General features: G+C 64.7%; 10 protein-coding genes. All 10 read left to right on the top strand.

The annotated features are described in order from the left end of the window. Window positions 1-4: 4 nt before the first annotated feature. The 10 genes from tssK to VGD45_RS30380 are packed head-to-tail and all read left to right on the top strand — an operon-like array spanning window position 5 to window position 24,745. Complete coding sequence (tssK, locus tag VGD45_RS30425; protein ID WP_331159168.1) at window positions 5-1,339, top strand: type VI secretion system baseplate subunit TssK; 1,335 nt, start codon at window positions 5-7, stop codon at window positions 1,337-1,339. Between the two features lie 4 nt (window positions 1,340-1,343). Next, a complete protein-coding gene (gene icmH, locus VGD45_RS30420; protein WP_331159167.1) occupies window positions 1,344-2,735 on the top strand; it encodes a type IVB secretion system protein IcmH/DotU in 1,392 nt (463 codons plus the stop codon). Between the two features lies 1 nt (window position 2,736). After that, a complete protein-coding gene (gene tssM / locus VGD45_RS30415; RefSeq protein WP_331159166.1) occupies window positions 2,737-6,249 on the top strand; it encodes a type VI secretion system membrane subunit TssM in 3,513 nt (1,170 codons plus the stop codon). Window positions 6,250-6,254: 5 nt separating this feature from the next. Next, a complete protein-coding gene (tagF, locus tag VGD45_RS30410) occupies window positions 6,255-6,911 on the top strand; it encodes a type VI secretion system-associated protein TagF (RefSeq protein ID WP_331159165.1) in 657 nt (218 codons plus the stop codon). A 4-nt stretch (window positions 6,912-6,915) separates the two neighbouring features. Further along, window positions 6,916-8,115, top strand: coding sequence for a type VI secretion system-associated FHA domain protein TagH (gene tagH, locus VGD45_RS30405; protein ID WP_331159164.1), 1,200 nt, complete (start codon window positions 6,916-6,918; stop codon window positions 8,113-8,115). Window positions 8,116-8,126: 11 nt separating this feature from the next. Further along, window positions 8,127-8,852: a PP2C family protein-serine/threonine phosphatase gene (locus VGD45_RS30400; protein ID WP_331159163.1), complete on the top strand. Its 726-nt coding sequence runs from the start codon at window positions 8,127-8,129 to the stop codon at window positions 8,850-8,852. Further along, window positions 8,849-12,928, top strand: a complete 4,080-nt coding sequence (locus VGD45_RS30395) for a bifunctional serine/threonine-protein kinase/formylglycine-generating enzyme family protein (RefSeq protein WP_331159162.1) — start codon at window positions 8,849-8,851, stop codon at window positions 12,926-12,928. Before VGD45_RS30400 ends, VGD45_RS30395 begins: the two co-directional genes overlap by 4 nt. A gap of 7 nt (window positions 12,929-12,935) precedes the next feature. Next, on the top strand, window positions 12,936-14,552 hold the full coding sequence (locus VGD45_RS30390; protein ID WP_331159161.1) for a formylglycine-generating enzyme family protein: 1,617 nt from the start codon (window positions 12,936-12,938) through the stop codon (window positions 14,550-14,552). Window positions 14,553-14,554: 2 nt separating this feature from the next. Next, window positions 14,555-16,321 carry a ShlB/FhaC/HecB family hemolysin secretion/activation protein gene (locus tag VGD45_RS30385; RefSeq protein WP_331159160.1) on the top strand — a complete coding sequence of 589 codons (1,767 nt, stop codon included), beginning with the start codon at window positions 14,555-14,557 and terminating at the stop codon, window positions 16,319-16,321. A 33-nt stretch (window positions 16,322-16,354) separates the two neighbouring features. Next, window positions 16,355-24,745 (top strand): filamentous hemagglutinin N-terminal domain-containing protein, encoded by an 8,391-nt coding sequence (locus VGD45_RS30380; RefSeq protein WP_331159159.1) that lies wholly within the window; start codon window positions 16,355-16,357, stop codon window positions 24,743-24,745. Window positions 24,746-24,784: the final 39 nt, after the last annotated feature.

The raw sequence follows: 24,784 nt of genomic DNA, 5'->3' as shown, positions 1-24,784 counted from the left end.
AGTCATGTCAGAAAACAATCGCGTCGTCTGGTCCGAAGGGTTGTTTCTGCGCCCCCAGCATTTCCAGCAGCAAGAGCGCTATCTGGAAACTCACTTGGAAGGGCGCGTCGCCGGGCTGCGCGCGTATTCCTGGGGCTTCACCGAAGTGGAGATCGAGCGCGATCTGCTCGCCATCGGCAAGCTCGGTCTGCGCCGCGCGCGCGGCGTGTTTCCCGATGGCACGCCGTTCACCATGCCGGAGAACGAGCCCTTGCCCGCGCCGCTCGAGATCGGCGCGCAAATGCGCGATCAACTGATCTGCCTCGCCGTGCCGTTGAAGAAGGCGGGCGCCCTGCAGTCCACACGCCAGCCCAATGGCGCGGAGCTGACGCGCTATCGCAGCCGCGATCACGAGGCACGCGACATCACTTCGGACTCCGCGGTCGCAACGGAACTGACAGTGGGTGCGCTCAATACTCGCCTCATGTCACAGAACGAGCCGCGCGAGGATTTTGCGCAGATTCCGCTCGCTCATATCGTGGAACGGCGCGCGGACGGGCAGGTCGTGCTCGACGAACGTTTCATGCCGACGGTGCTGAAGAGTGGCGCGGCGTCGCGTCTTGCGACCTTCCTGACTGAATTGCAGGGTCTCTTGCATCAACGCGGCGAAGCGCTTGCGGCGCGCGCCGTCGCGACGGGGCGAGGCGGTGCGGCCGAGATCGCGGATTTCCTGATGCTACAGGTCGTGAATCGTTATGCGCCGGTGGCGACGCATCTTGCCGCGAACGCCGTCTGCCATCCCGAGGAGTTGTATAGGCTGTTGCTCGAGATGACGGGCGAGCTGTCGACGTTGACCGCCACCGCGCGTCGTCCGCCGCAGTTTCCTCCGTACCGTCACGATGCGTTGAACGCGAGCTTCGAGCCCGTGATCAATGCGCTGCGCTCCTGCTTGAGCGTGGTCATGGAGCAGACGGCAATCGCGATTCCTCTCGCGCACAAGAAGTTCGGTATCAGCGTTGCTAATGTCGCGGACCCGACGCTGTTCGACTCCGCTGCGTTCGTGCTCGCGGCGAATGCGGACATGCCGGCCGAGGAGTTGCGTCGGCGCTTTCCCGCGCAGCTCAAGATCGGTCCCGTCGAGAAGATCCGCGACCTGGTGAATCTGCAGCTGCCCGGCATCGGCCTGCAGGCGATGGCGGTCGCGCCTCGCCAGATTCCGTATCACGCGGGCTTCGCTTACTTCGAGCTCGATCGCGCCAACGAGTTGTGGCGCATGCTGAAGAGCTCGGGCGGCATCGCCATCCATCAAGCGGGTGAGTTCCCGAATCTCACCATGGAATTCTGGGCGATCCGAGGGTGAGCGCATGAGCCAGAACACGCCCGACGATCCGCTCGCGCCACGCGACGTTACTATTTTGAGGCCACGCCCCGGCGTGGGCCGCAAGCCCGCGACGCCGGCTCCGCCGCAATCGCCACCGCCCGTTCAACCGTCGGTTCAACCGCAGCCGGCTGCATACGCGCCTGCTATACCGCCGGCGCAGCCTCCAGCACCGCCGCCAGCACAGTTCGCGACGCCCGCTGCTTTCGCTGATTCGATCGCGCAGTTACCGGGCGTTGCGGTGAATCCGCTGGTGCAGGCGGCCGTTCCGTTACTGCTGCTCGCGGGCCGGCTGCGTGGACAGATCGCGCCGGCCGATGTGGAAGGGCTGCGTCGCCAGGCCATGCAGGAAATCGGCGCGTTCGAAGAGCGCGCGCGACGCGCGCAGATCCCGCCGGAAGACTTGCTCGCCGCACGCTACGCGTTGTGCACCGTCGTCGATGAAGCCGTGCTCAACACGCCATGGGGCGCACAGGGCGGGTGGGCTTCGCAATCGCTGCTCGTGACATTTCATCGCGAAGCGTCGGGAGGCGAGAAGTTCTTCCAGATTCTTGAGCGCGTGTCGAACGAGCCGCAGCGCTATCTCGCGTTGTTGGAATTGCTGTACGTGTGTCTTGCGCTGGGCTTCGAAGGCAAGTATCGACTGGATCCGCAAGGCGCGGCGCGCCTCACGGAGATTCGCCAAAATTTGTATCGCCGTGTCGGCGGGCTGCGCGACAGCGTGGAGCCGGAGCTGTCGCCGCGCTGGAAAGGTGTCGAGGATCGGCGCAACGCCGTGCTGCGCTTCGTGCCGTTGTGGGTCGTTGCCGCGGCGTGCGCCGTGATCCTGCTCGGCGGCTATCTTTATTTCGATTCGAAACTGCGCGCCCAGGCGGATCCGGTCAACGCCACGCTCGCGGGCGTGGGACTCGAATCGTTCGACGCGCCAGCCGCGTCTAATGCTCCCAGCGGTCTGCGCGAGTTGCTGAGCGCGCAGATTTCCAGCGGGCAAATTTACTTCGACGAAGCCGGCGGGCGCACGGTGATCACGCTCGCCGTGCCCGATCTGTTCGCTTCCGGCAGCACTCAGGTCAATCAGCGCCACACGAGCCTCGTGCACGAGATCGGCGCGGCATTGCACCAGGTTCCCGGCCGCATCGTCGTGATCGGGCATACCGACAATCAACCGCTGCGCTCGCTGCGGTTCAAAGACAACTACGAGTTGTCGCGCGCGCGCGCCGTGCAAGTCGCCGATCTGCTGATGCGCGACATTCATAACGGCGGACGCATCGAGACTGCCGGTAAAGGCGCGCTCGAGCCGCGCTTCGAGCCGGCCGACCTGCCGGAAAACCGGGCGCGCAACCGGCGCGTCGAAATCATTCATCGCAGGGACGGCTGACATGCTGGCGCTGCTCAAGAACCGTACCTTGCTGGCCCTCGTCGGGCTGATCCTGCTCGCCGCGTTCATCTGGTTCGCGGGTCCGTACTTCGCATTCGCCGAGCTCAAGCCGCTCGACGGCGTGTTGGAGCGTGTCGTCGCGATTCTCATTGTGGTGATCGCGTGGACGCTCGTGCTGCTGTTGAAACACATGCGCAGCGCGCGTGCGAGCAGCAAGCTCGCCGATGAAGTCGTGGCGCAAGGGGCGACGGCGCAGGATGCCGATCCGGCTGCCGCGCGCGCCGGCGACGCCGCGCAATTGCGCAAGCGTTTCGAGGAAGCGATCGACGCGCTGAAGAAGTCGAAGAAGAAGGGCGCGGCGAATCTCTACGAGCTGCCGTGGTACGTCATCATCGGTCCGCCCGGCGCGGGCAAGACCACGGTGCTGGTCAACTCGGGTCTCGATTTCCCGCTCGCGCAGAAATTCGGCAAAGACGCTTTGCGCGGCGTCGGTGGCACTCGCCATTGCGATTGGTGGTTCACCGACAAGGCGATCCTGCTCGACACCGCGGGGCGCTACACGACGCAGGACTCCAACGCGCGCGCGGATGCCGCGGGCTGGGTTGCCTTCCTGCAGTTGCTGCGAAAATCCCGTAGTCGCCAACCGATCAATGGCGTGATCGTCGCGATGAGCGCATCGGATCTGCTCACCTCGAGCGAGCAGGAGCGCGAGCGCCACGTGATCGCGATTCGCGAGCGGCTGGCCGAGCTCGGACGCACGCTCGGCATCGATGTGCCGGTGTATTTCCTGGTGACGAAGTGCGATCTGGTCGCGGGCTTCTCCGAATTCTTCGACGAGCTCGGGCAGGAGGCGCGCGCGCAGGTCTGGGGCACGACCTTCCCGATCGAGGTCACCGAAGCGGGGCAGGCGCCTGCCACGTTCGAGAAAGAATTCGAGCGTCTGATCGAACGACTGCAACAGCGTGTGCTGCCGCGTATCGATAGCGAGCGCGATCCGCGCCGGCGCGTCGGCATTCTGGCGTTTCCGCAGCAGATGGCTGCGTTCGGTCCGTTGTTGAACGATCTGTTGCGTCGTGTGTTCACGACCACGGACTTCGAAGAACAGATCCTGTTACGCGGCGTGTACTTCACGAGCGGCACGCAGGAAGGCACACCCGTCGACCGCGTGTTGGGCAGCATCGCGCGCACCTTCGGCGTCAGCGGCGCGGTCGCGCCCGCCGCGGCGGGTCGCGGCAAAGCGTTCTTCATCGAGCGTCTGCTCAAAAACGTCGTTTTCCAGGAGTCCGGTCTCGCCGGCATCAATCGTCGCCTGCAATTGTGGAAGTTCGGAGTGCAGGCCGCCGCGTATGTCGCATGCGCCGCGGTGCTGGTGCTCGGTCTCGTCAGTCTGACGATGAGCTACAAAGCGAACGCGACGTATGTCGGCGCGGTCGGAACCGCTGCAGCCACCCTCGATGCGACTCGCCTCGGACCGGAGGCCACGTCGCTGCCGGCCGAAGCGTTGCTGCCGCGGCTCGACGCTCTGCGCAATGTCACGAACACGGCCGAGCAGTATCAGAACGATGTGCCGTTCCGCATGCGTGTCGGCTTGTACCAGGGCAATACACTGGGCGGAGCCGCGCGCGAGGCGTATCTGCGCGAGCTGAATAACGTCCTGTTACCGGTGATGGCCGCGCGATTCGCGGAGCAAGTGCGCGCGAGCGTCGCTGTGCCGGATCGTCTGTATGAATATCTCAAGGCGTATCTGATGCTCGGCGACGCGGAGCATCGCGATGCCGATCATCTGCGCGTGCTCGCCGACATCGAGCTGCGCCGTATGTATCCGCAAGATACGAGCACGCGCGAACGTCTCGCCGACCATTTTGCTCAGTTGCTGGCGGATGAGGACGGAATGCGGCTCGCCCACGTGGATGCGCAGCTCGTCGAGCAGGCGCGCTATGCGCTGCGTACCGCGTCGCTGCCAGTGTTGATGTACAGCCGGCTGAAGCTGAGTTACGCAGCCGATGAGAAGCGCGCGCTACGACTCGACCTCGCCGCAGGTCCTGGCGCGGAGACCGTGCTTATGCGGACGAGCGGGGCCGCGCTGTCGGAGCCTGTGCCCGCGCTCTATACGCGAGACGTCTTCCAGGAAGTGAACACCACGGGCAAGTACGAGCTGTTGAAGCACTTCGCGGCGGATGCCTGGGTGTTCGGCAGCAACCTGCTCGATGCGCGCAATAGCGGCCTGCAGCTGCATGAAATGATCAACCTGTATGAGCAGGATTACATCCGCACGTGGGACGGTGTGCTACGTGATGTGAAAGTCCGGCCAATGGCGAGCGCGGCCGAACTCACGGATCAGCTCGGCATCTTGTCGAGCCCAGCGTCTCCGTTGAAAGGTTTCCTCGCCGCCGCGGCGGAGAACACGAACTTGCTGAAGCCCGCGGCGGAGACGCCCGCACCGGGCGCGGTCGGCGCAGCAGCCGCGTCACTTGCATCGAAGGCATCGCAACTCGCCAACGTCCTCGGCGCTCCGCCGCCGGGTGCGGCAGAACCGGGCACGGCTGTGACCAAACATTTCGAGCCGATTCGCAGGCTCACACAAGGTCCGCCCGGCGCGGCGCCGATAGACGCTGTCCTCGGCACGCTCGCTCAGACTCATAAGCAGTTGCAGTCGATCGGCTCGGGGCTGGGTGACACCAGTGCTTTGGATGCGGTGGTGAAGTCCGGTCAGGCAGACGCGCTCAAGAGCCTGCAACTGCAGGCGCGCCAATTGCCGGAGCCCATCGGCGCGATGGTTGCGCAGATCGGCTCGCGTAGCGAATCGATTGCGATGGGGCAGGCGCGTGGCGATCTCTCGCGTCGTTACGAAGAGCAGGTGATGCGCGAATGTCGCGAGCTGGTGGAAGGGCGCTATCCACTGGTTCGCAGCAGTGCCAACGACGTGCCTTTGGAGGACTTCGGCCGCGTGTTCGGTTACAACGGCACGTTCGATACGTTCTTCCGCGACAATCTCGCGGCGCTCGTCGATGTGTCGCGTACACCGTGGAGCTGGCGTTCGGGCGCTGCGTCCATCGGTGGGTCGCCGGAGATGCTGCGGCAATTTCAGCAGGCGCGGCGGATTCGTGATGTTTATTTCAAACCGGGCTCGCAGACACCCGAGGCGCGCTTCACGCTGACGCCTGACGTGCTCGACTCCGCGGTCACTCGATTCAGTCTCGAGCTCGACGGTCAGCGCTTCGAATATCGCCACGGTCCGCAACAGAGCAGCTCCATGACATGGCCGGGCGGCGCAGTGGGCCAGACCGCGGTCGTCTTTGAAGCCGCAGGCGGCAGCGGTCCGAGTCTCGTGCGGCAGGGGCCGTGGGCGTGGTTCCGAGTGCTCGATCAGGCGCAGATCAAGCGCGTCTCGGATACGCGCTTCAATGTGACTTTGGCCGCGGGTGGACGCTCGATGCAGCTCGTGCTCGACGCCGCTTCCATCCGCAACCCGTTCGTGCGTGACGAGCTCGCCGGATTCCGTTGTGCGATGTGAACGCGATGGACACATCAAACGACATCGGCTTCTACGGCAAGCTGCCCTGCAGGGGGGATTTTCTGCAGCGGCGGGTGCCGATGCCGTTCGTGGAAGTGTGGGATGCGTGGCTGCAGGAGTGCATGCACGCGAGCAAGGAGCAATTGCAGGAGGCGTGGCTCGATGCGTATCTCACGGGTCCGGTATGGCGCTTCGTGCTCGATGTCGGCGTGTGCGGCGATGACAGCTACGCCGGGATTCTCGTTCCGAGCGTGGATCGCGTCGGACGTTATTTTCCGCTGACCGTCGTGGCGCGACTCGAAGCTAGTCGTAGCCCGCTCGATGTGGCATGTGGCGCGAGCGCGTGGTTCGAAGCCGCGGAGACTTTGGTTCTCGATGCACTCGAAGCGGAGGCGCTGGACATCGACGTCTTCGACGAGAGTGTCGCGCGGCTGCGCGAGCTGCTCGCAACGGAACATTCGAGCGAAACGTCCGCGCAGTCCCTGCAGCGCGCGATTAACGTGTTCGCCTATCGGGAGATGAGTCGCGAATTGAAGCCACTCACGGTGTGGTGGACCGAAGGCTCACAGACGCTGCCCGCGAGCTGCTTCACGCTACGTGGTTTTCCCGAAGCGCGGGCCTTCGCTGCCATGCTGTCCGATCATCCCACTCCTGAGGGCTGACGTCATGTTGCTGGCATTGAGCATCATCAGTTCTCAGGCTGCGGCGCTCGGCGCGACCGCGTACAAAGTGTTCGACGAACGCGGCGGCACCATCGGTCGCATCACTGGCAACGATTGGGTGCTGCCCGATCCGGACAATTTCGTCTCCAGTCGCCACGCAAGCGTGCGCTGGCTGAGCGGCGGTTTTTATCTCGAGGACACGAGCTCCAACGGCACGTTCATCAACGCGCCCGACAAGCCCGTTTCGCGCACGGCGCCCGTGAGGCTGCAGGACGGCGACCGGCTGTTCATCGGCGATTTCGAGATCATCGTGCAGCTCATCGATACGACGCCGGCGAGTTCACCCGGCGTGGGGCTGGGCACTGTCGATCCGCTCGCTGCGCTCGGTGCGGGCCTCTCCGTACGACCCGTGGCGCAGCCGGTTCCGATGGTTGCTCCGTCACCACCGCCTGTGGTCGAGGCGTCCGCGGTCGGGCTCATTCCGGATAACTGGGAGCCCACGGATTTCAACGACGCGCCGGCGGCTCAAGCGGCGCCGAGCGTGCCGCCGCCGCCACCGGCTCCAATGCCAGCGGCCGCTCCGCCGCCGGTAGTGAGCGCGCAACCTGCAGCAGGCGGAGCTGCGGATCTGCTTGCGGCGCTGGGTCTGGATCCGGCGCGAGTCGATCCGGCGGTTCAGCAGCAGTTGGGGACCATCCTGCGCATCGCCGTGCAAGGATTGATGGATGTATTGAAGGCGCGCGCCGAAGTGAAAAACAACTTCCGCTTGCCGATCACCACCATCAAACCGGTGGAGAACAATCCGCTCAAGTTCTCGATGAACGCCGAGGACGCGCTGTTCAACCTGTTCGTCAAACGCAATCCCGGATATCTCGGGCCCGTGGAGGCGTTCACGGAGGGGTTCCAGGACGCCGCGTTTCACCAGACAGCCATGCTGGCCGGCGTGCGTGCCGCATTCAACGCGATGCTCGCGAAGTTCCATCCGACGCATCTGGAAGAAGTGTACGAACGCAAGCTGCGGCGAAGCGCGCTGCTCGGCCTGAGCGGCCGCGGCAAATTCTGGGAGCTGTATCGCGAACGCTTCGATGAAATCGACCGCGACCGCGAAGTTCATTTCCAACTGCTGTTCGGCGAAGACTTTGCGCGCGCCTACAACGAGCAGCTGCAGAACCTCTCCGCGGACGCGCGTCTGCGCAGGCGCTGAATATGTCGACCATGCCTGCCTCTTCACGGATCGGATTTACATGGCGCGGCGCTTCGGCCACCTCGAAGGGCAACGTCCGCGCGCACAACGAGGATTCGATTCTCGATCTGTCCTCGTGCGGCCTATGGGTGGTCGCGGACGGCATGGGCGGTCACAACGCCGGCGACGTGGCAAGTCGCATGATCGTCGAGGCGCTCGCGGGCTTCGAGCGGCGCGCCTCGCCGAGCGCGCTGCTGGACGATCTCGAAGACCGGCTCATGGAAGTGAATCAGCGGCTCTATAACGAATCTCTCGTGAGCAACGCCGGCATGAGCGGCAGCACCATCGTCGCGCTGCTCGCGTTCGAGCGTCATTGCATCAGCGTGTGGGCCGGCGACAGCCGCGTGTATCGCAGCCGCGGCGGCAACATCGAGCAGATCACGCGCGATCACAGCGAAGCGCAGGAAGCGATCGATTGCGGCGCGCCCGATGCGAACGCCGCTTCCAACGTCATCACGCGCGCCGTCGGCGGCTCGCACGACCTGCATCTCGATATCGAATTGCGCGAACTGCGCAATCAGGACCGCTACTTGTTGTGCAGCGACGGGCTGTACCGGGAAATCTCCGAGAACGACATGTCTCACCACCTGACCGCGAACGATCCCGAAGGCGCTTGCAAAGCGCTCATGAAACAAGCGCTCGGCGGGGTGTGCAGCGACAACGTTTCCGTCATCGTCGTGGAGTTCTCCGGCACATGAACGAGTTCCGGCAAGCTCTCGATGCGCATGCAGGCGGCCAGCTCGGCGTGGCCGAGCTCGTCAGCGCGCTCACGCTGGGGTTGACGCGTCAGCCGCAGCTCGCGGCTGCGCACAGCGCCTATATCGAGGCGTTCTATCGCAGTGGACGTCTCTCCGGCGAGACCTATGCGACGCTCGTCCAGGCGGTCCGCACGTTTCAGGAGAGCCAGGCTCCGGCGCCTGAAGTCGCTGCGCCACCGAGCTCCCCACAACCAACCGGCGACAAGACGCAATTCCGCGCGCCAGCCCAGGCCGCGGCGCCTGCGAGCCCGAGCCCGACGCCGAGTGCGAGCGATGCGACTCAATTTCGCGCGCCGCGCGCAGCTGCGCCTGCGAATGCCGGTGCGCGCGAACCGACCGGAACGGGCAGCGCTCACATCACCGGAAATGTCACAGGCAGAGGAGCTGTCACCGGCACGGGCGGCGTGACCGGCTCACGGCCGACGGGCTCGAACTGGTCCGATCCGAACCTCTGGGCCTCGGACAGCGCATCGCCGACCAGCGGCAGCATCGTCAAGGATCGCTTCGTGCTCGAGGAAGTGCTCGGGCGCGGCGGCATGGGCGTCGTCTTCAAGGCGCGCGATCTGCGCAAGGAAGAAGCGCAGGACCGCAATCCGTACGTGGCGCTCAAGCTGCTCAATGACGAGTTCCGACGTCATCCCGAGTCGCTGAAGGCGCTACAACGCGAGTCGCGCAAAGCGCAGCAACTCGCGCACGCGAACGTCGTCACGGTCTATGACTTCGATCGCGACGGCGCGAACGTTTTCATGGTCATGGAACTGCTCGAAGGCCAGTCGCTCGACCGCGTCATTCGCGAGCACGAGGAAACCGGACTGCCCATCGAACGCGCGCTGCGGCTCACGCGCGATCTGTGCCGGGCCATGGCCTATGCCCACGAGAAGGGCGTCGTGCACTCGGACTTCAAGCCCGCGAACGCGTTCCTGACGAATAACGACGTCGTGAAAGTGTTCGACTTCGGTATCGCTCGGGCGGCCAAGCGCGCCGACAACGTCTCGGGCTCGACCACGCTGTTCGATCCGGGAACGCTCGGTGCGCTCACGCCGACCTACGCGAGCTGCGAAATGATCGAAGGCCTCGAGCCCGATCCGCGCGACGACGTCTACGCGATCGCCTGCGTCGCTTACGAGCTGGTGAGCGGCAAGCATCCATTCAATCGCCTCTCCGCCGTGCAAGCGCGCGATAAGCAGATGGTTGCGAAGCGCCCGCGTGGCCTGAAGCGACATCAATGGAAGGCGCTGCAACGCGGCCTCGCTTTCGAGCGCAACCAGCGCACGGAATCGGCACAGCAGTTTCTCAATGAGTTGCTGCCGCGAAAACGCCGCGCGGGTGCTGGCGTTGGTATCGGCGCCGCGGTGATAGCAGTGCTGGTAGTCGCGGGCACGCTCACGCCTGGGTATCTGGCCAAGCGCCGAGAACGCGGGCTGATCGACGCGCTCGCCAAGGGCGACAGCGCGGAACTCGATGCGGTCGTGTTGCAATTGCAGGCGCTCACGCCTGAGCAACGTGCGGCGATCATGCTCAACGACCGGGCGCGCACCGGGCTCATCAACGTGTTTGAAAACCGCATCAACGCGGCAACGGATCCGAGCAGCCCGAATGTCGACTATGCGCGCGCTCGCGCGCTGCTGGTGCAGTTGCAGTCGTTCCTACCGGATTCTCTCGCAGTCAAGGATCTGGACGACCGACTGGTGGCACGCGAGAACGATGAGATCAAGCGGCTCAGCGACCAGTTCGACGACTACTTGAAACGCGGTCTGCTCATCGATGTGCAGGGCACGCCGAACATCGGCACGGTGCTCGCGGCGCTGCGCGGCATCGATTCAGAGAATCGGCTGCTACGTGATCCGCGACTGCCGGGCGCGTTCGTGCTCTCGGCCACGAAAGCTCTGAACGCCAAAAATGCAGCACTCGCGGAAGCATTGGTCACCGCGGGCTTGTTGTTCGATCCTGAGGACGCGATGCTGGCCGACTTGCGCGATCAGGCCGTGCGCGCGGCGAGCGAGCAACAGCTCGCAACGCGCGCGCAAGCGCTCGAAGCTTCGTTGGGCACACTGCTTGCCGGCCAAGCGCGATTCGCCGACATCGAAGGCAAGCGCGCCGAGATCGACGAACTGCGCGCGGTCGCGCCGAATAGCGCCGTCCTCGCGCGCATTCTGCAACTCGCGGAGCGCGAGGTGCGCGAACAGAGCGCGCTGCTCGCCACGCAAGGTCAGCATGCGCAAGCGTTGGATCTCGTGGCTCGCAATGCCGACCTGGTTTCCACCGCGTTCGTCAACCAGCAGCGTGAGCAACTCGCATCGGCGCCGGGCGCAGCGGCACAGCGCGACGCGGCCGTCGCTCAGATCAAGAGCAAGATCGATGCGCTCGTGCAAGGTGGCGCAGCGGATCCGAAGTGGGGTCAACAGATCGAGCTCGAGTTGCGCAGGCTTGCTGTGTATGTTCCGAGCACCGATCCGTACGTCGTGCAGGTCAAGACGCACGCAGCGGATGCATATATCGAACAGGCGCGAGAGCTGCGCGAAGCACATCGCTTGGCCGAGGCGGGCCGCATGCTCGATCAGGCACGGGCGTACGCGCCGAAACTCGCGGCTCTGTCTTCCGAACAGAAATTGCTCGCTGAAGCGCGCACCGCGCGCGAAGCTGCAGCTCAAGAGCGCAGCCGGCTCGCGCAACTGGAAGCGCTCAAGCACAAACTGCTTTTGCAGGCACGCGCGAACGACGTTACGGAGGCGCTGGCATCGTTCGCGGAGTTGCGCGAGAACTTGCCGAAGAGCGACGCTTACCTCGCCGACGAAGCGCCGCAGGCGATCGGCGGCGCGTACCTGCGACTGGCATCGATCGCTGCCAAAGAGGGGCGCTATGCCAATGCGATGACGCTCACTACACGCGCCGGCGAAGTCGCGCCGTCGATGATGGGTATCAACGAGGCGCGCGATCGCTTTACGCGTTATCAGGCGCTCGATAAGCGTCTGCAATCCGCGAGCGACATCGACGTTGACGCAACACGCAGCGAGCTCGAGCGGCTGGCACGACTCGATGCCGCCGAGAGCGCCGCCGTGAAGCAACGTCTCGCAGGCAACCTCATCGCGCGCATTCGGACGACCAGCGATGCGGCGCAGGCCGAGCGTCTCACCAAAGCGGCGCGCGAGATTTTCGCTGGCGAAGCGATCCTCGAGAGCTTGAACGCGCCAAAGGACAGCGCGCCCCCCAACGTTGCGCCTACGACGCCGAATGTTTCAGAGGAGAGCGCGACGACTGCGGCGAGCGGGCAGACTGCAGGAGCGCAGCCGCAGACTGCACCTGCGAAACAGGACACGCAGCGGGTCGCCGCCGTTCGACCAGGCAATTCAGTCGGGGAAGTCGCCGTTCCACGCACGCAGCCAGAGATTGCGTGTTCCGCGCAGCTCGCCGGCTACGGCAGGCGCAGGCAAGCGGTGTGTTACGACACGCTGGATGGCGGCGGTCGCGGTCCAGACCTGGTCGTGATTCCTGCAGGTGACGGCAACGCGAAGGTGTTTGCGCTCGGCCGTACCGAGGTCAGCATCGCGGATTATTCGCTTTACTGTGAGCGCACCGGCGCTTGCAAACCGCCGGACGGGTCGGCGGACCGACCTGTCACGAGCATCTCGCTGGAGGATGCGCAGAACTACGTCGCGTGGCTGTCGAGCAATAGCGGCGCGGTGTATCGACTGCCGACAGACGCGGAGTGGAGCTACGCCGTCAACGCGCAGGGCGGGAGCGCCGATGTCAGCTCCGTCAATTGTTCGGTCGAGATCGGCGGCAAGAAAGTGCGCGGCGTTGCGCTCGAGCCCGTGCAATCCGGCAAATCGAACGGTTGGGGTCTGTACAACTATCTCGGCAACGCGCAGGAGCTCGTAGTGGGCGATAGTTTCATTGCCGCGCGCGGTGGGTCCTTCAGCGACAACGTATCGGCATGCGCGCCGGGATCGAGTCGCCCGCACACGGGCGCGGCCGATGCAGTGACCGGCTTGCGTGTCGTGCGAGAGATCGGGTGATGCACACATGAGCGCCGATCTCGCATCCCGCTTGCGCGCACTGGCGCAAGATCATCACTCGGGAAGGCTCGACCTCGCGACCTATCGGAAGCTGCGTGCTCCGCTGCTCGACTCGCTCCAATTGCACGGACGCGGGATCGACGAGATGGCTGTCACTCAGCCGCGCTCGCTCGGCCGTGCGGCCGGCACACTTCCTCCGCGGACCAGAACTCCGGCCGCGGCCGCGCCGGCGGCGTCGGCGGCGACTCGGACGACGAGACGGCCTCGAATCATCGTTGCATCGTTATCTCTGGTTTTGATCACGGCGGCTGCTGCGGCTGCGTGGTGGGCCTTCCAGCGCCCGACGCCCGAGGAGCAAGTGGCTGCAGATTCCGTCGCGCCGGCGAGCCCGGTTCGTGACATCGTCGTGCCGTTCGTGCAACGCGCGGACTGGAGCGACGCGCGCATTGCCGAGTTGAACGTGGCATTGCTGGAACTCGGCGAGCAGCAGATCGGAGCCGTCGCGGGCGAGCCGTGGTTTCAACGTTTCGTGGATGACTTGCGCAAACGTTTCAAGGAACAACAAGCGCTAGTTCAGACTCCGTTGACGGCACACTCGAGCCCACTCGCGGCCCTGGCCGTGACGGTGGGCCTCGATCTGAACTCGCCGGATTCGGCTATTCGCATCACCTCGACCGAATCGCCCGCGAGTTCCGAGTCCGCGCCGAGCATGCCGACAGCGCCGGCCCCTGAAGAGATTCCAAGCGAACCACCCACGCCGCGCGCGGCTCAGGTCGATGTCGACACGAGCGCGCCGAAGCCGAACACCGCGAGCGCCGCTGTAACCAAGGTTGCGTCGACATCGTCCCCGGCGACCGCATCGACGACTCATCCGGACACCTGCCGCCCCGAGTTGATTCGCTCGCGCCGTCCGTTCTGTCAGGACACCTTGCCCTCGGGCGGGAGCGGACCGCAGCTGGCGCTGATTCCCGCGGGCGAGTTCGATATGGGCAGCACCGCGGATCCCACCGAGCAGCCGATTCACCGCGTCACAATTCGCGAGCCGTTCGCGATTTCCGTGCACGAAGTTTCGCAAGCGGAGTTCCGAGCGTTCTGCGACGACACGGATCGTTCGTGCGCCACTCAGCCTTGGTCGGGAGATGACTTCCCGGTCGTGAATGTGAGCTGGCAGGACGCGCGCGCGTATGTCGAGTGGCTGTCGAGCGCGACGGGATATCGGTATCGCCTGCCGACTGAGGCGCAGTGGGAATATGCCGCGCGCGCGGGACAAAGCAGGCTCGTGCCGGGCGGCGATGCGCTGTCGCCAACCGACGCGCACTATTCCATGCTGACGACGCTCACGGCGCCGGCGCCACGCAGCCAAAAATTCAACGACAACGCATTTCGGCTGCTGCACACCCTCGGCAATTTGCGCGAGTGGGTTGAAGACGGATGGATCGATAACTTCACCGGTGCGCCGAGCGATGGCGCTGCGGTGAACTCATCTGCCGACGGCATGCGTGTGGCGCGCGGCGGATCGTATGCCGACAGCTCCACAAAGCTTCGGCTGTCACTTCGCGAAGGACTGCCTCCCGATACGCGGGATGCGTTAACTGGTTTTCGAGTTTTACGGGAGGTACGGTAATCGTGGCTCGACGGAATTCGGTGTTGTTGATTGCGTTGGCGGTGAGCCTGGCGATCGAGGCGGCAAATGCGCAAGTGCCGCCCGCAGCGACGCCGGGCGGTGTTCTGCCGAGGGTCGAGCCCGCGGTGCCGGTGGCCAAACCGCGTGACGATCTCTTCACCATTCCTCGCGTGTACGACCGGCCGCTCGGTTTGGATGAGGGCCCGCGGATCGTAGTCAAAGCGTTCCGGCTCGTCGGCGCGGCCGACCGGCCTTCGCACGGAGTGAGCGTCGCGGAAGCCGCGGCTCTGCTCGAGACCGCGCGCCTCGAGCAACCCGCCCAGGGTTATTCGATCAACCAACTGCACGAAGTCGCCGCCAAGGTCGGGGCGTACTACCGCGAGCATGGTTACATCCTCGCGCAGTCGTTCGTGCCCGAGCAGGAAGTCGTCGGGGGCGAAGTCGTGGTTCAGGTGCTCGAAGGGACGCTGGCGGAGCTTCAGGTCGAGGGCAATCAGGGCTACCGCGCGAAAATGTTGGAGCGGCCCTTCCAGTCGCTGCTCGGCGAGCCGATCGAGAAGGACTCGATCGAGTCGGCGCTGCTCACATTGACGAACTATCCCGGCGTGACGGCGTTCGGCGTGCTCGGCGCGGGCCGCGAAGTAGGCACGAGCCGGCTCACGGTGCGTGTGCAGTCCGAAGATCGGTTCAAGATGGAGACGGCGCTCGACAATCACGGCTCGGAATTCGCGGGCGAGTACCGCGGTCAGCTCGTACTCACTTTCAACGATCCGTTGCATCGCGCGGATCGCTTGCAGCTCATCGGGCTGTATGCACTCGATGAGTCCGACAGCAGCACGCATGGCGTTTACGGAGGGCTCGACTACGAGATTCCTCTGTTCAGTCCGCGCGACTCGATACGAGTGCTGCATCTAACGAACACGTACACCGTCGGCGCAAGCGCCGCCAGTCTCGCGACGACGGATACAGAAGGCGAAACGCAGGTCGACGAGATCGGTTATCGCCACGACTTTCCTCGCAGCCGCCTCGGTTCGGCCAGCATCGGGCTCGCAATGAACGTGAAGTCTGCGGAGTTCAGCGCGCCACCGTCAGCTATCTACGATGACAAGCTCACGACTGCGCGTGTTGACGCGCAATTGGAACAGTTCGACACACGCTTTCGCGGCGTGAATCGCTTCACGCTGTCGTACACGCACGGCTTCAAGGATCTGCTCGACTCGCTCGACGACTACGATCCGTCGGCCATCGGCGGCGCCAGCCGCCTCGGCGCTTCGGGCGAGTTCGACAAGATCTCGCTGCAAATCCAGCGCCTGCAGCGGCTCACGCAAAACACCTCCGTCCTGCTGCGCGTGGACGGCCAGTACAGCGACGATCCGCTCGTGTCGCTCGAACAGTTTTCGCTCGGCGGTCCGAACAGTGTGCGCGCCTACTCGGTGTCCGAAGTGCTCGCGGAGCGCGGCGGCATCGCCTCGCTCGAGCTGATCCTGGGCGCGCCCGTCATCGCCAAGCGTCCGGCCTTCGGCACTTATAACTGGGGCCAGCTGTTGCAGCTGTCGTTGTTCGCGGATTACGCCAAGGGTTGGCTCAATCCGCCGTTGCTGCCCTCGCAGGACAGGAGCGTGGAACTCTCTGGCGCCGGCGGCGCGCTGCAGTTCGCTGTGCCCGGGCAGGTATTCGCGCGCCTGGAAGTCGCGACCCCACTCTCGAACCGGCCGGTCGGTAACGACCGCGACCCTCAATACTATTTCCGCCTCGGCGCCAGCTTCTAAATCTGGGCGAGCTTCAAGAAAAAGGGAATTTCCATGAACAAGCGGCACAACAATCAGCTGATACAAGCCGTCCGGACCATTTGCGGCCGTCGCTCCGGCCTGTCGGCGCCGGCGTTCGCACTGCTCGGCTTCAGCATGGTCTCGGTGGCCGTCGCCGGTCCGACCGGCGGCGTGGTCGTCACCGGAGACGCCACGATCTCGACGCCCACCGCGGGCACGACCCTGATCGACCAGAGCTCGCAACACGTGCAGCTCAATTGGAACACGTTCGACGTCGGCGCCAACGAAAGCGTGCAGTTCAACCAGCCGAGCTCGTCTTCGGTGGCGCTGAATCGCATTCTGGATCAGAACCCGAGTCAGATCTTCGGCCGCATCGACGCCAACGGCCAGGTCATTCTGGTCAATCCCAACGGCATGCTGTTCGGGGCTTCGGCCCAGCTCAACGTCGGCTCGCTGGTCGCCAGCTCGCTCGACGTGGTCGGTTTCGACGCCGCGACGGGGCGCTATACGTTCGGCACGTCGAACACGGATGTCGGCGCGATCGTCAACAACGGCGCGATCTCTGCCGCAAGCGGCGGCTCGGTCACGTTGCTCGGCGGCCGCGTCACCAATGACGGCAGCATCATCGCGAATTTCGGCACGGTGAATCTCGCGGCCGGACGCGCGGCGACGCTCGATCTTGCCGGCGACGGCTTGTTGCGGCTGGAAGTCGACGGCGAGTTGGTCTCGAACAATGCCGGCGCGAGCGCTGCCGTGGCAAACAGCGGCGTCATCGAAGCGAACGGCGGCCAGGTGCTGCTGACTGCCCAAGCGGTCGACGGTGTGTTCGCGAACCTCGTCAACAACACGGGAGTGGTGCGCGCGAATCGCATCGACAACAGCGGCGGAACGATTCGATTGATGGGCGCTGGCGGCACGGTGCGTTCGAGCGGAGTGATCGATGCATCCGCGGGCGATGCGGTGAGTAGCGGCGGCAGAGTTGAAATGCTCGGCGAACAGGTTGGCCTGTTCGACTCCGCGCTGGTCGATGTGTCGGGTGCGACGAGCGGCGGCACTGCACTGATCGGCGGCGACTATCAGGGTAAGAATCCCGACGTGCTGAATGCAGAGCGCACGTATGTGAGCGCGAATGCGAGCATCCGTGCCGACGCAGGCGTCGCCGGCGACGGTGGCCGCGTCATCGTGTGGGCGGATGAGATCACACGCTTCAGTGGTTCTATTTCCGCGCGCGGCGGCGCCTTGTCGGGCAACGGCGGTTTCGCCGAAGTGTCAGGCAAGGAACATCTCGTGTTCCGGGGCCGCGCCGATCTCACCGCGGCGCATGGAGACATCGGCTCGCTGCTGCTCGATCCGACGAATATCACGATCAACAACTCGAACACCACCGACCCCGACGTGAGTGACGGCACTTATGCATTCGCGGAGGATACGGGCGACGCGACCATCGGCAACTCGGCCATCGAGACGCTGCTCGGGACCACCAACGTCGTTCTGCAAGCCACCAACGACATCACTCAGAACGCCAATGCGACCATCGATGTCTCGATCATGACCGCTGCGAGCGGCCGCTCGCTGACGCTCGAGGCAGGCGGGGACATCACGCTCAACGGCGACATCATCACGAACAACGGCGCCGTGAATCTCATCGCCGACAGCTCCGCATCGCCAGGCACGGGCGGTGACGGCTCGGGTGCGATCACGATGCAGAACGGATCGTTGATCAACGCCGGCTCGGCGGACGTCACTTTGACTGGCGCTCAAAACATTCGCGTCACCTCGATCACGACCACCGGCAACGTGAACGTGACATCGTCGGCTGGTGCGATCGTCGACGACGGTGACAATAGCACGCGCATCGCTGCTGCATCGTTGACGCTGAGCGCCGGCACCGCGATCGGCGGTTCCGCTACAAACGCTCAGATCGATACAGCCGTAAACGTGTTGTCGGCCACCGCCGCCGCCGGCAGTGTCTACATTCGCGAGTCGAACGCCGTCACTCTGCTGAATGTCAGTGCGGCCGGCGCCGGTAACGATGTGAACGTGTCGAACATCACGGGCGCCATGGTCGTGGCCAACGTCAGCGCAGCCGATGCGGTGACGCTGACCGCGGTCGGCGCGATCAATGACGACACTCTCGACGCCACACGCATCGTTGCTGACACGCTGACATTGGACGCCGGCACATCGATCGGTTCGGCCGCGGCGGGCGGTCAGATCGATACCAGCGTGAACTCGCTGTCGGCTACGGCTGATGCCGGCAGTATCTACATCAGCGAACAGAATGGCGTCACGCTGACGGACGTCAGAGCGGACGCCGCTGGCAGTAATGTGCATGTGACGAGCATCGAGGGCAGCATCGTCGTGGGCTCCGTAAGCGCGGCGAACGCGGTGACGTTGAACGCAATGTCGGCCACGACGGGCGCCATTACCGACGACGATGACGACGACACGCGCATCACCGCTGGAGCGCTCACGTTGATCGCCGGCACGGCGATCGGCGCGAGCGGCGTCACGGGTCAGATCGATATCGACGTAACCTCGTTGACGGCGACCGCCGACGCCGGCAGCGTCTACATCGGCGAGTTGGACGGCCTGACGTTGCAGGCCGTCAGCGCGCTCGGCGCCGGCAGCGATATCAACGTGACGAGCGAGACGGGCAACATCGGCGTGGTCGCCGTGACCGCGGTGGATGAGGTGTCTCTGACCGCCACGACCGGCAGCATCACCGACGACAGTAACGACTCCACTCGTATCGCCGCGACGACCGCTACGCTGAGCGCCGGCCTCGGAATCGGTTCCAACGCTTCGAACGGCCAGATCGATACGGACGTGACCTCGCTGACGGCCACCGCCGACGCGGGGGGTGTCCATATCGTCGAGGCGAACGGCCTCACCCTCACGGACGTCAGTGCGGCGGGCGCGGGCAGCGATGTCAATGTGATGAGCATCACGGGTGACATCGTCGTGAACACCGTCACTGCGGTGGATGTGGTGAGCCTGTCAGCCCAGGGGGGAGCGATCACCGATGACGGTGACAATGCCACGCGCATCGCCGCGCAAACGCTGACGATGGACGCCGGCACGACGATCGGCGCGGCCGGTGCGAACGAAGAGATCGATACAGACGTAACCTCTCTATCGGCCTCCACCGTCGCCGGCGGCGTCCACGTTGACGAGTTGAATGGCGTCACACTGTTGGCCATTACCGCGGGGGGCGCTGGCAGCGACGTGAACGTGAGGAGCGTGGGCACTATCACAGTCGGCAGCGTAAGCGCGGCTGATGAGGTGACACTGGTCTCCACGGCTGGCTACATCAGAGACGACTTCAACAATGCCACTCGTATCGCCGCGCAGACAGCCACGCTGAACGGCTCGCAGATTGGCGACTCCGGTGTGGGCGGCCAGATCGATACGGACGTCACTTCGTTGATCGCTACTGGCAGTGCTGGAAGCGTTTATATCGGTGAGTTGAACGGCCTCACGCTCACAAGCGTCAGCGCGGCCGGCACTGGCAACGACGTGATCGTGACGAGTTCGACAGGCGACATCGTCGTGAACACGGTGTCTGCGGTGGATTCGGTGACATTAACCGCCACGACGGGCGCGATCGCTGATGACGGTGACAATGCCACGCTCATCACCGCTGGAACGCTGACGCTGAACGCAGGTACTGCGATCGGCGCCAGTGGTGCGACTGATCAGATCGATACAGACGTTGCCTCGTTGTCCGCGGATGCCGATGCGGGTGGCGTCTATATCGGCGAACTGAGCGGCGTGGTGCTGACGAATGTCAGTGCGGCGGGCGCTGGCAGCGACGTGAACGTGACGAGCGCGACGGGCGACATTACGGCGAACACCGTCACCGCTGGCGATGCTGTGACGTTGACCGCCACGGCGGGCAACATTGCGGTTGCCAACATCAGCGCAGCCAATGCGGTAACGCTGACCGCTGAGGCTGGCGCCATCACCGACGATGGCCTCAACAGCACTCGCATCAACACCGGAACGTTGACGCTGACCGCGGGCACGGCGATCGGCGCCGCCGGTGCGAACGGGGAGATCGATACAAACGTAAGCTCGTTGTCGGCCGCCACCGCAACCGGCGGCGTCTACATCGGCGAATTGAATGGCCTCGCACTCACAAACGTCAGCGCAGCCGGCGCTGGCAACGACGTGATCGTGACGAGCGCGACGGGCAACATCGTGGCCGGCAACATCAGCGCGGCCAATCTCGTGTCATTGACCGCGACGACCGGCGCCATCATCGACGACAACAACGACGCGAGCGTTATCTCCGGTGCCAGTGTGGCGTTGAGCGCCGCGACCAGCATCGGCACGGTCGTGGACTTCGATGCGGATAACGATGCGGACGTCGGTTCTTCGGTGGACGTGCAGACCAACGGCACGCTGACTGCGTCGGTGGCGAGCAATAACGGACAGATCAATCTGAATATCTCCGGTGCGCCGATATTCGCCGCCGGCGCGATCACGCTGGGCAGCGGATCGAATCGGTCCGGCGCCATCGTGTTGCAGTCGGCCGGTGACTTGAACGTTGCCGGGCTCCCGCCTGGCGCCATCAACATCGGCAGCAACAACACGACGCAGCTCGGACTGCGCTCGGGCGGCGTGCTCACGCTGCCCTCGAGCGGTGGGTTCACGGATCAGCCGGTGGATCGACTGCTGGTGCGCGGGGCGACCGATGTCGTCGACAACGATGGCACTCCGCGTGAGTTCACGCTGACGGCGACGTCCCTCGATTTCCGTTCGGGCGCCGCCGGTGGCGCGACGGTTTTGAATACGAACGTCGCTCAGCTGAGCGCGGTTCTCGGCAACAACCAGAACCTAACGATCAACGAAACGAACGGTGTGACGCTGGGCAGGCTCGATGTCGGCAACGGCAACATCACGCTGACTGCCGGCGGCGCGGTCGCCGATGACGGCGACAACCTCACGCGAATCGTGAGCAATATCGCAACGCTGTCGGGCACATCGCTAGGCACATCCGGCAACGCGCTCGACACACAGGTGAATACGCTGACGGCAGCGACCACTAGCGGCGGCGTGTATATCAACGAAGCCGACGCGCTATCAGTGGCTGTGAATGCGTCGGGTGGCGGGGCTGATGTTCGCACCGCGAACGGATCGTTGACCGTCGCCTCGGCGAGCGGCAACGACGTGACGCTCATCGCCGGCGGCGCTGGCAGTGTTCTCACCGTCAATGGCGCGGTGACCGCGAGTGCGGGCGATGTGACATTGATGGCGGCTGGCGATGGCGGTGGCATCACACTGAATGGAGCGGTGAACGCCGGTGCGAACGATGTGACTCTGACGGCCGGAACGGCTGCGAGCCGCGGCGCGATTGTCGCGGGCGTCGGCAATCAAATCACCAGCGGCTCGCTGATCGCGACGGGTTCGATGATCGGCACCGGCGCTGCGCGCCTGAATACAACCGTTGCTTCGCTCGATGCGACCAGCACGAACGGCGGCATCTTCATCACTGAATCGGATGCACTGACGCTCGCGGCCAACGCGGCTGGCGGCGCAGTCGACGTGCAGACCACGAATGGCGCACTGACTGTAACTTCGGCCACCGGCGCAGGCGTGACGCTGACCTCCGGCGGCGACGGCAATGGACTCATCGTGAACGGCGCCGTGAATTCCGGCGGAGGCGATGTGTCGCTGACGGCGAGTGGAGCCGGCAGCGACATCACACTGAACAATGCAGTGAACGCTGGTACCGGGAATGTGACACTGACGGCCGGAACAGCTGCGAGCCGAGGCGCAATTGTCGCGGGCGCGGGGAATCAAATTACCGGCGGCGCGCTTACCGCGATTGGTTCCACGGTCGGCACGGGCGCTGCGCGCTTGAATACGAGCGTCGCCTCGCTGAATGCGACCAGCACGAACGGCGGCGTTTTCGTCACCGAGTCCGATGCGTTGGACCTCACGGCCAACGCGACCGGCGGCGCAGTCGACGTCCGGACGACCAACGGCGCGCTCACCGTGGCTCAAGCCACTGGCAATGTTGTAACGCTGGCGGCAGGTGGCGCAGGCAACGGCCTCACCCTGAACGGCGCAGTGAACGCTCTCGCGGGCGATGTGACATTGACGGCGGGTGGAGCCGGCGGCGGCATCACGCTGAACAACGTGGTGAACGCGGGCACGGGCAATGTGACTCTGACAGCGGGAACCGCTGCAAGCCGTGGCGCGATCGTCGCGGGCGCTGGCAACCAGATCATCGCCGGCTCGCTCACCGCGACTGGCTCGACGATCGGCACGAGCGCTGCACGCTTGAACACGACCATCACCTCGCTGGATGCGGTCACCACGAACGGCGGCATCTTCGTCACGGAGTCGGATGCACTGAGCCTCACTGCCAATGCGGCCGGCGGCGCAGTTGACGTGCAAACGACGAATGGCGCGCTAACTGTGACTTCAGCGACCGGCGCAGGTGTGACGCTGACCTCGGGTGGAGCCGGCAGCGGCATCACGCTGAACGGCGCAGTGAATGCCGGCACGGGCAATGTGACATTGACGGCGGGCAGCGCGGCGAGCCGCGGCGCGATCGTCGCAGGCGCGGGCAGTCGAATCACTGGCGGCGCGCTCACCGCGACCGGCTCGACCATCGGCACAACCGCTGCGCGCTTGAACACGACCGTTGCCTCGCTGGATGCGACCAGCACGAACGGCGGCATTTTCGTCACTGAGTCCGATGCACTGAACCTCACGGCAAGTGCGACCGGCGGCGCAGTCGACGTTCAGACGACCAATGGCGCGCTGACGGTAACTCGAGCCTCTGGCACCGCTGTGACACTGACGACAGCTGGCGCTGGTAACGGCATCACTCTGAACGGTGCAGTGAATGTGAACGCCCTCTCGGGCGATGTAACGCTCACTGCGGGCGGGGCCGGCAGTGGCATCACGCTCAACGGATCGGTGAACGCCGGCACGGGCGATGTGACATTAACGGCCGGAACCGCTGCAAGCCGAGGCGCGATTGTCGCGAGCGCGGGAAATCAAATCACCGCCAGCTCGCTGACTGCGACGGGCTCAACGATCGGCACAAGCGCCGCGCGCTTGAACACGACCGTCGCCTCGCTGAACGCAACGAGCACGAACGGCGGCATTTTCGTCACTGAGTCCGATGCATTGACCCTCACCGCCAATGCGACTGGCGGCGCAGTTGACGTGCAGACGACGAACGGCGCGCTGACTGTGACATCCGCGACCGGCGCGGGCGTAACGCTGGCAGCCGGTGGCGCAGGCAACGGCATCACGCTCAACGGCGCGGTGAGCGCCGGCGCAAATGACATCACGTTGAATGCCGGAACAGCGGCAAGCCGTGGCGCAATCGTGGGTGCAGCAGGTCACTCGATCTCCGGTCGCTCGCTCACGGCAAACGCTGCGTCGATCGGCGCGAGCAGTGCGCGGCTCAACACGAGCATCGATACGCTGACCGCCGCCGCCAGCACCGGCGACATATACATCAGCGAGCAGAACGGCTTGACGCTGGCCAACGCAAGCGCCGCCCGCGACATCGACGTAAACAGCGTTGCAGGCGACATCGTCGTGAACACGGTGGCTGCGTCCAATGACGTCAGGCTCACCGCAGCGTCAGGCGCGATCGCCGATGACGGCAACGACTCGACGCGCTTGTCCGCCAATGCCCTGACCCTCAGCGCGCGATGGATCGGCACAGCGTCCACGCTGTCTGGCTCGACGCTGAATAGCGCCGGGCGACTGGACACGAATGTGGAAACATTGAACGCCACTTCGACGGCAGGCGGCATCTTCATCGACGAGGCGAACGGCCTGGAAAACGTGAACGTGCAAGCCTCGGGCGGCGAGGCCGGCGATATCGAATTGCTCACGCGGGCGGGCGATTTGATTCTCGCGCACGTGAACGCCAGCGACACGCTGCTGCTCGCAGCAGGGCGCAATATCTACGCCGCGCCCGGTGCGAGCCCTGTGACGGCGCGCGTCGCGGAATTGCGCGCGGGAACGACCGATGAGACGGGCGGACAGATCGGCACGGCGAGCGATTTGATCGAGTTCCAACTCAGCGCCGGCAACAGCCTGCGCTTGTTCGTGCCGCAGACCATCAATCCCAACGATCCGAACCGCGCGCCGGCGACACTGCCGTCCGCGGGCGTGACCACGACGTTGAGCTTGTTCTCTCCGCAGAACGAGTTCGCCGCATTGGCCGGCTTCAATCAATTCCAGGGCCTCGGCGACCAGCTGTTCACCTCGCCGGCGGAAACGCTGGTGCGATCGCTGCAGAACCAGACAGGCACGGTGCAGGCCGGCCTCGACATCGACTGGGGCTCGTTCGATCCGGAGGTCAGTCTGTTCGGCACGCTGGAGCCGTCGGTGTGTCTGCCTGGCGATCAGCGGGACGAGGAAGCCAGCACGCCGACTTGTTGATAGCACGGGCTCGATGGCACGGCTGCATCGGCACGATCC

Origin of the sequence: Steroidobacter sp. (genome assembly GCF_036402275.1) — a bacterium.
In the GTDB taxonomy this organism is placed as follows: domain Bacteria; phylum Pseudomonadota; class Gammaproteobacteria; order Steroidobacterales; family Steroidobacteraceae; genus Steroidobacter.
This window is presented reverse-complemented; position numbering and strand designations above follow the sequence as displayed.

What these genes read in the sequence shown, in the direction of transcription:
- tssK (WP_331159168.1), top strand. Translation starts at nt 5, where the DNA reads ATGTCAGAAAACAATCGCGTCGTCTGGTCCGAAGGGTTGTTTCTGCGC.
- icmH (WP_331159167.1), top strand. Translation starts at nt 1,344, where the DNA reads ATGAGCCAGAACACGCCCGACGATCCGCTCGCGCCACGCGACGTTACT.
- tssM (WP_331159166.1), top strand. Translation starts at nt 2,737, where the DNA reads ATGCTGGCGCTGCTCAAGAACCGTACCTTGCTGGCCCTCGTCGGGCTG.
- tagF (WP_331159165.1), top strand. Translation starts at nt 6,255, where the DNA reads ATGGACACATCAAACGACATCGGCTTCTACGGCAAGCTGCCCTGCAGG.
- tagH (WP_331159164.1), top strand. Translation starts at nt 6,916, where the DNA reads ATGTTGCTGGCATTGAGCATCATCAGTTCTCAGGCTGCGGCGCTCGGC.
- VGD45_RS30400 (WP_331159163.1), top strand. Translation starts at nt 8,127, where the DNA reads ATGCCTGCCTCTTCACGGATCGGATTTACATGGCGCGGCGCTTCGGCC.
- VGD45_RS30395 (WP_331159162.1), top strand. Translation starts at nt 8,849, where the DNA reads ATGAACGAGTTCCGGCAAGCTCTCGATGCGCATGCAGGCGGCCAGCTC.
- VGD45_RS30390 (WP_331159161.1), top strand. Translation starts at nt 12,936, where the DNA reads ATGAGCGCCGATCTCGCATCCCGCTTGCGCGCACTGGCGCAAGATCAT.
- VGD45_RS30380 (WP_331159159.1), top strand. Translation starts at nt 16,355, where the DNA reads ATGAACAAGCGGCACAACAATCAGCTGATACAAGCCGTCCGGACCATT.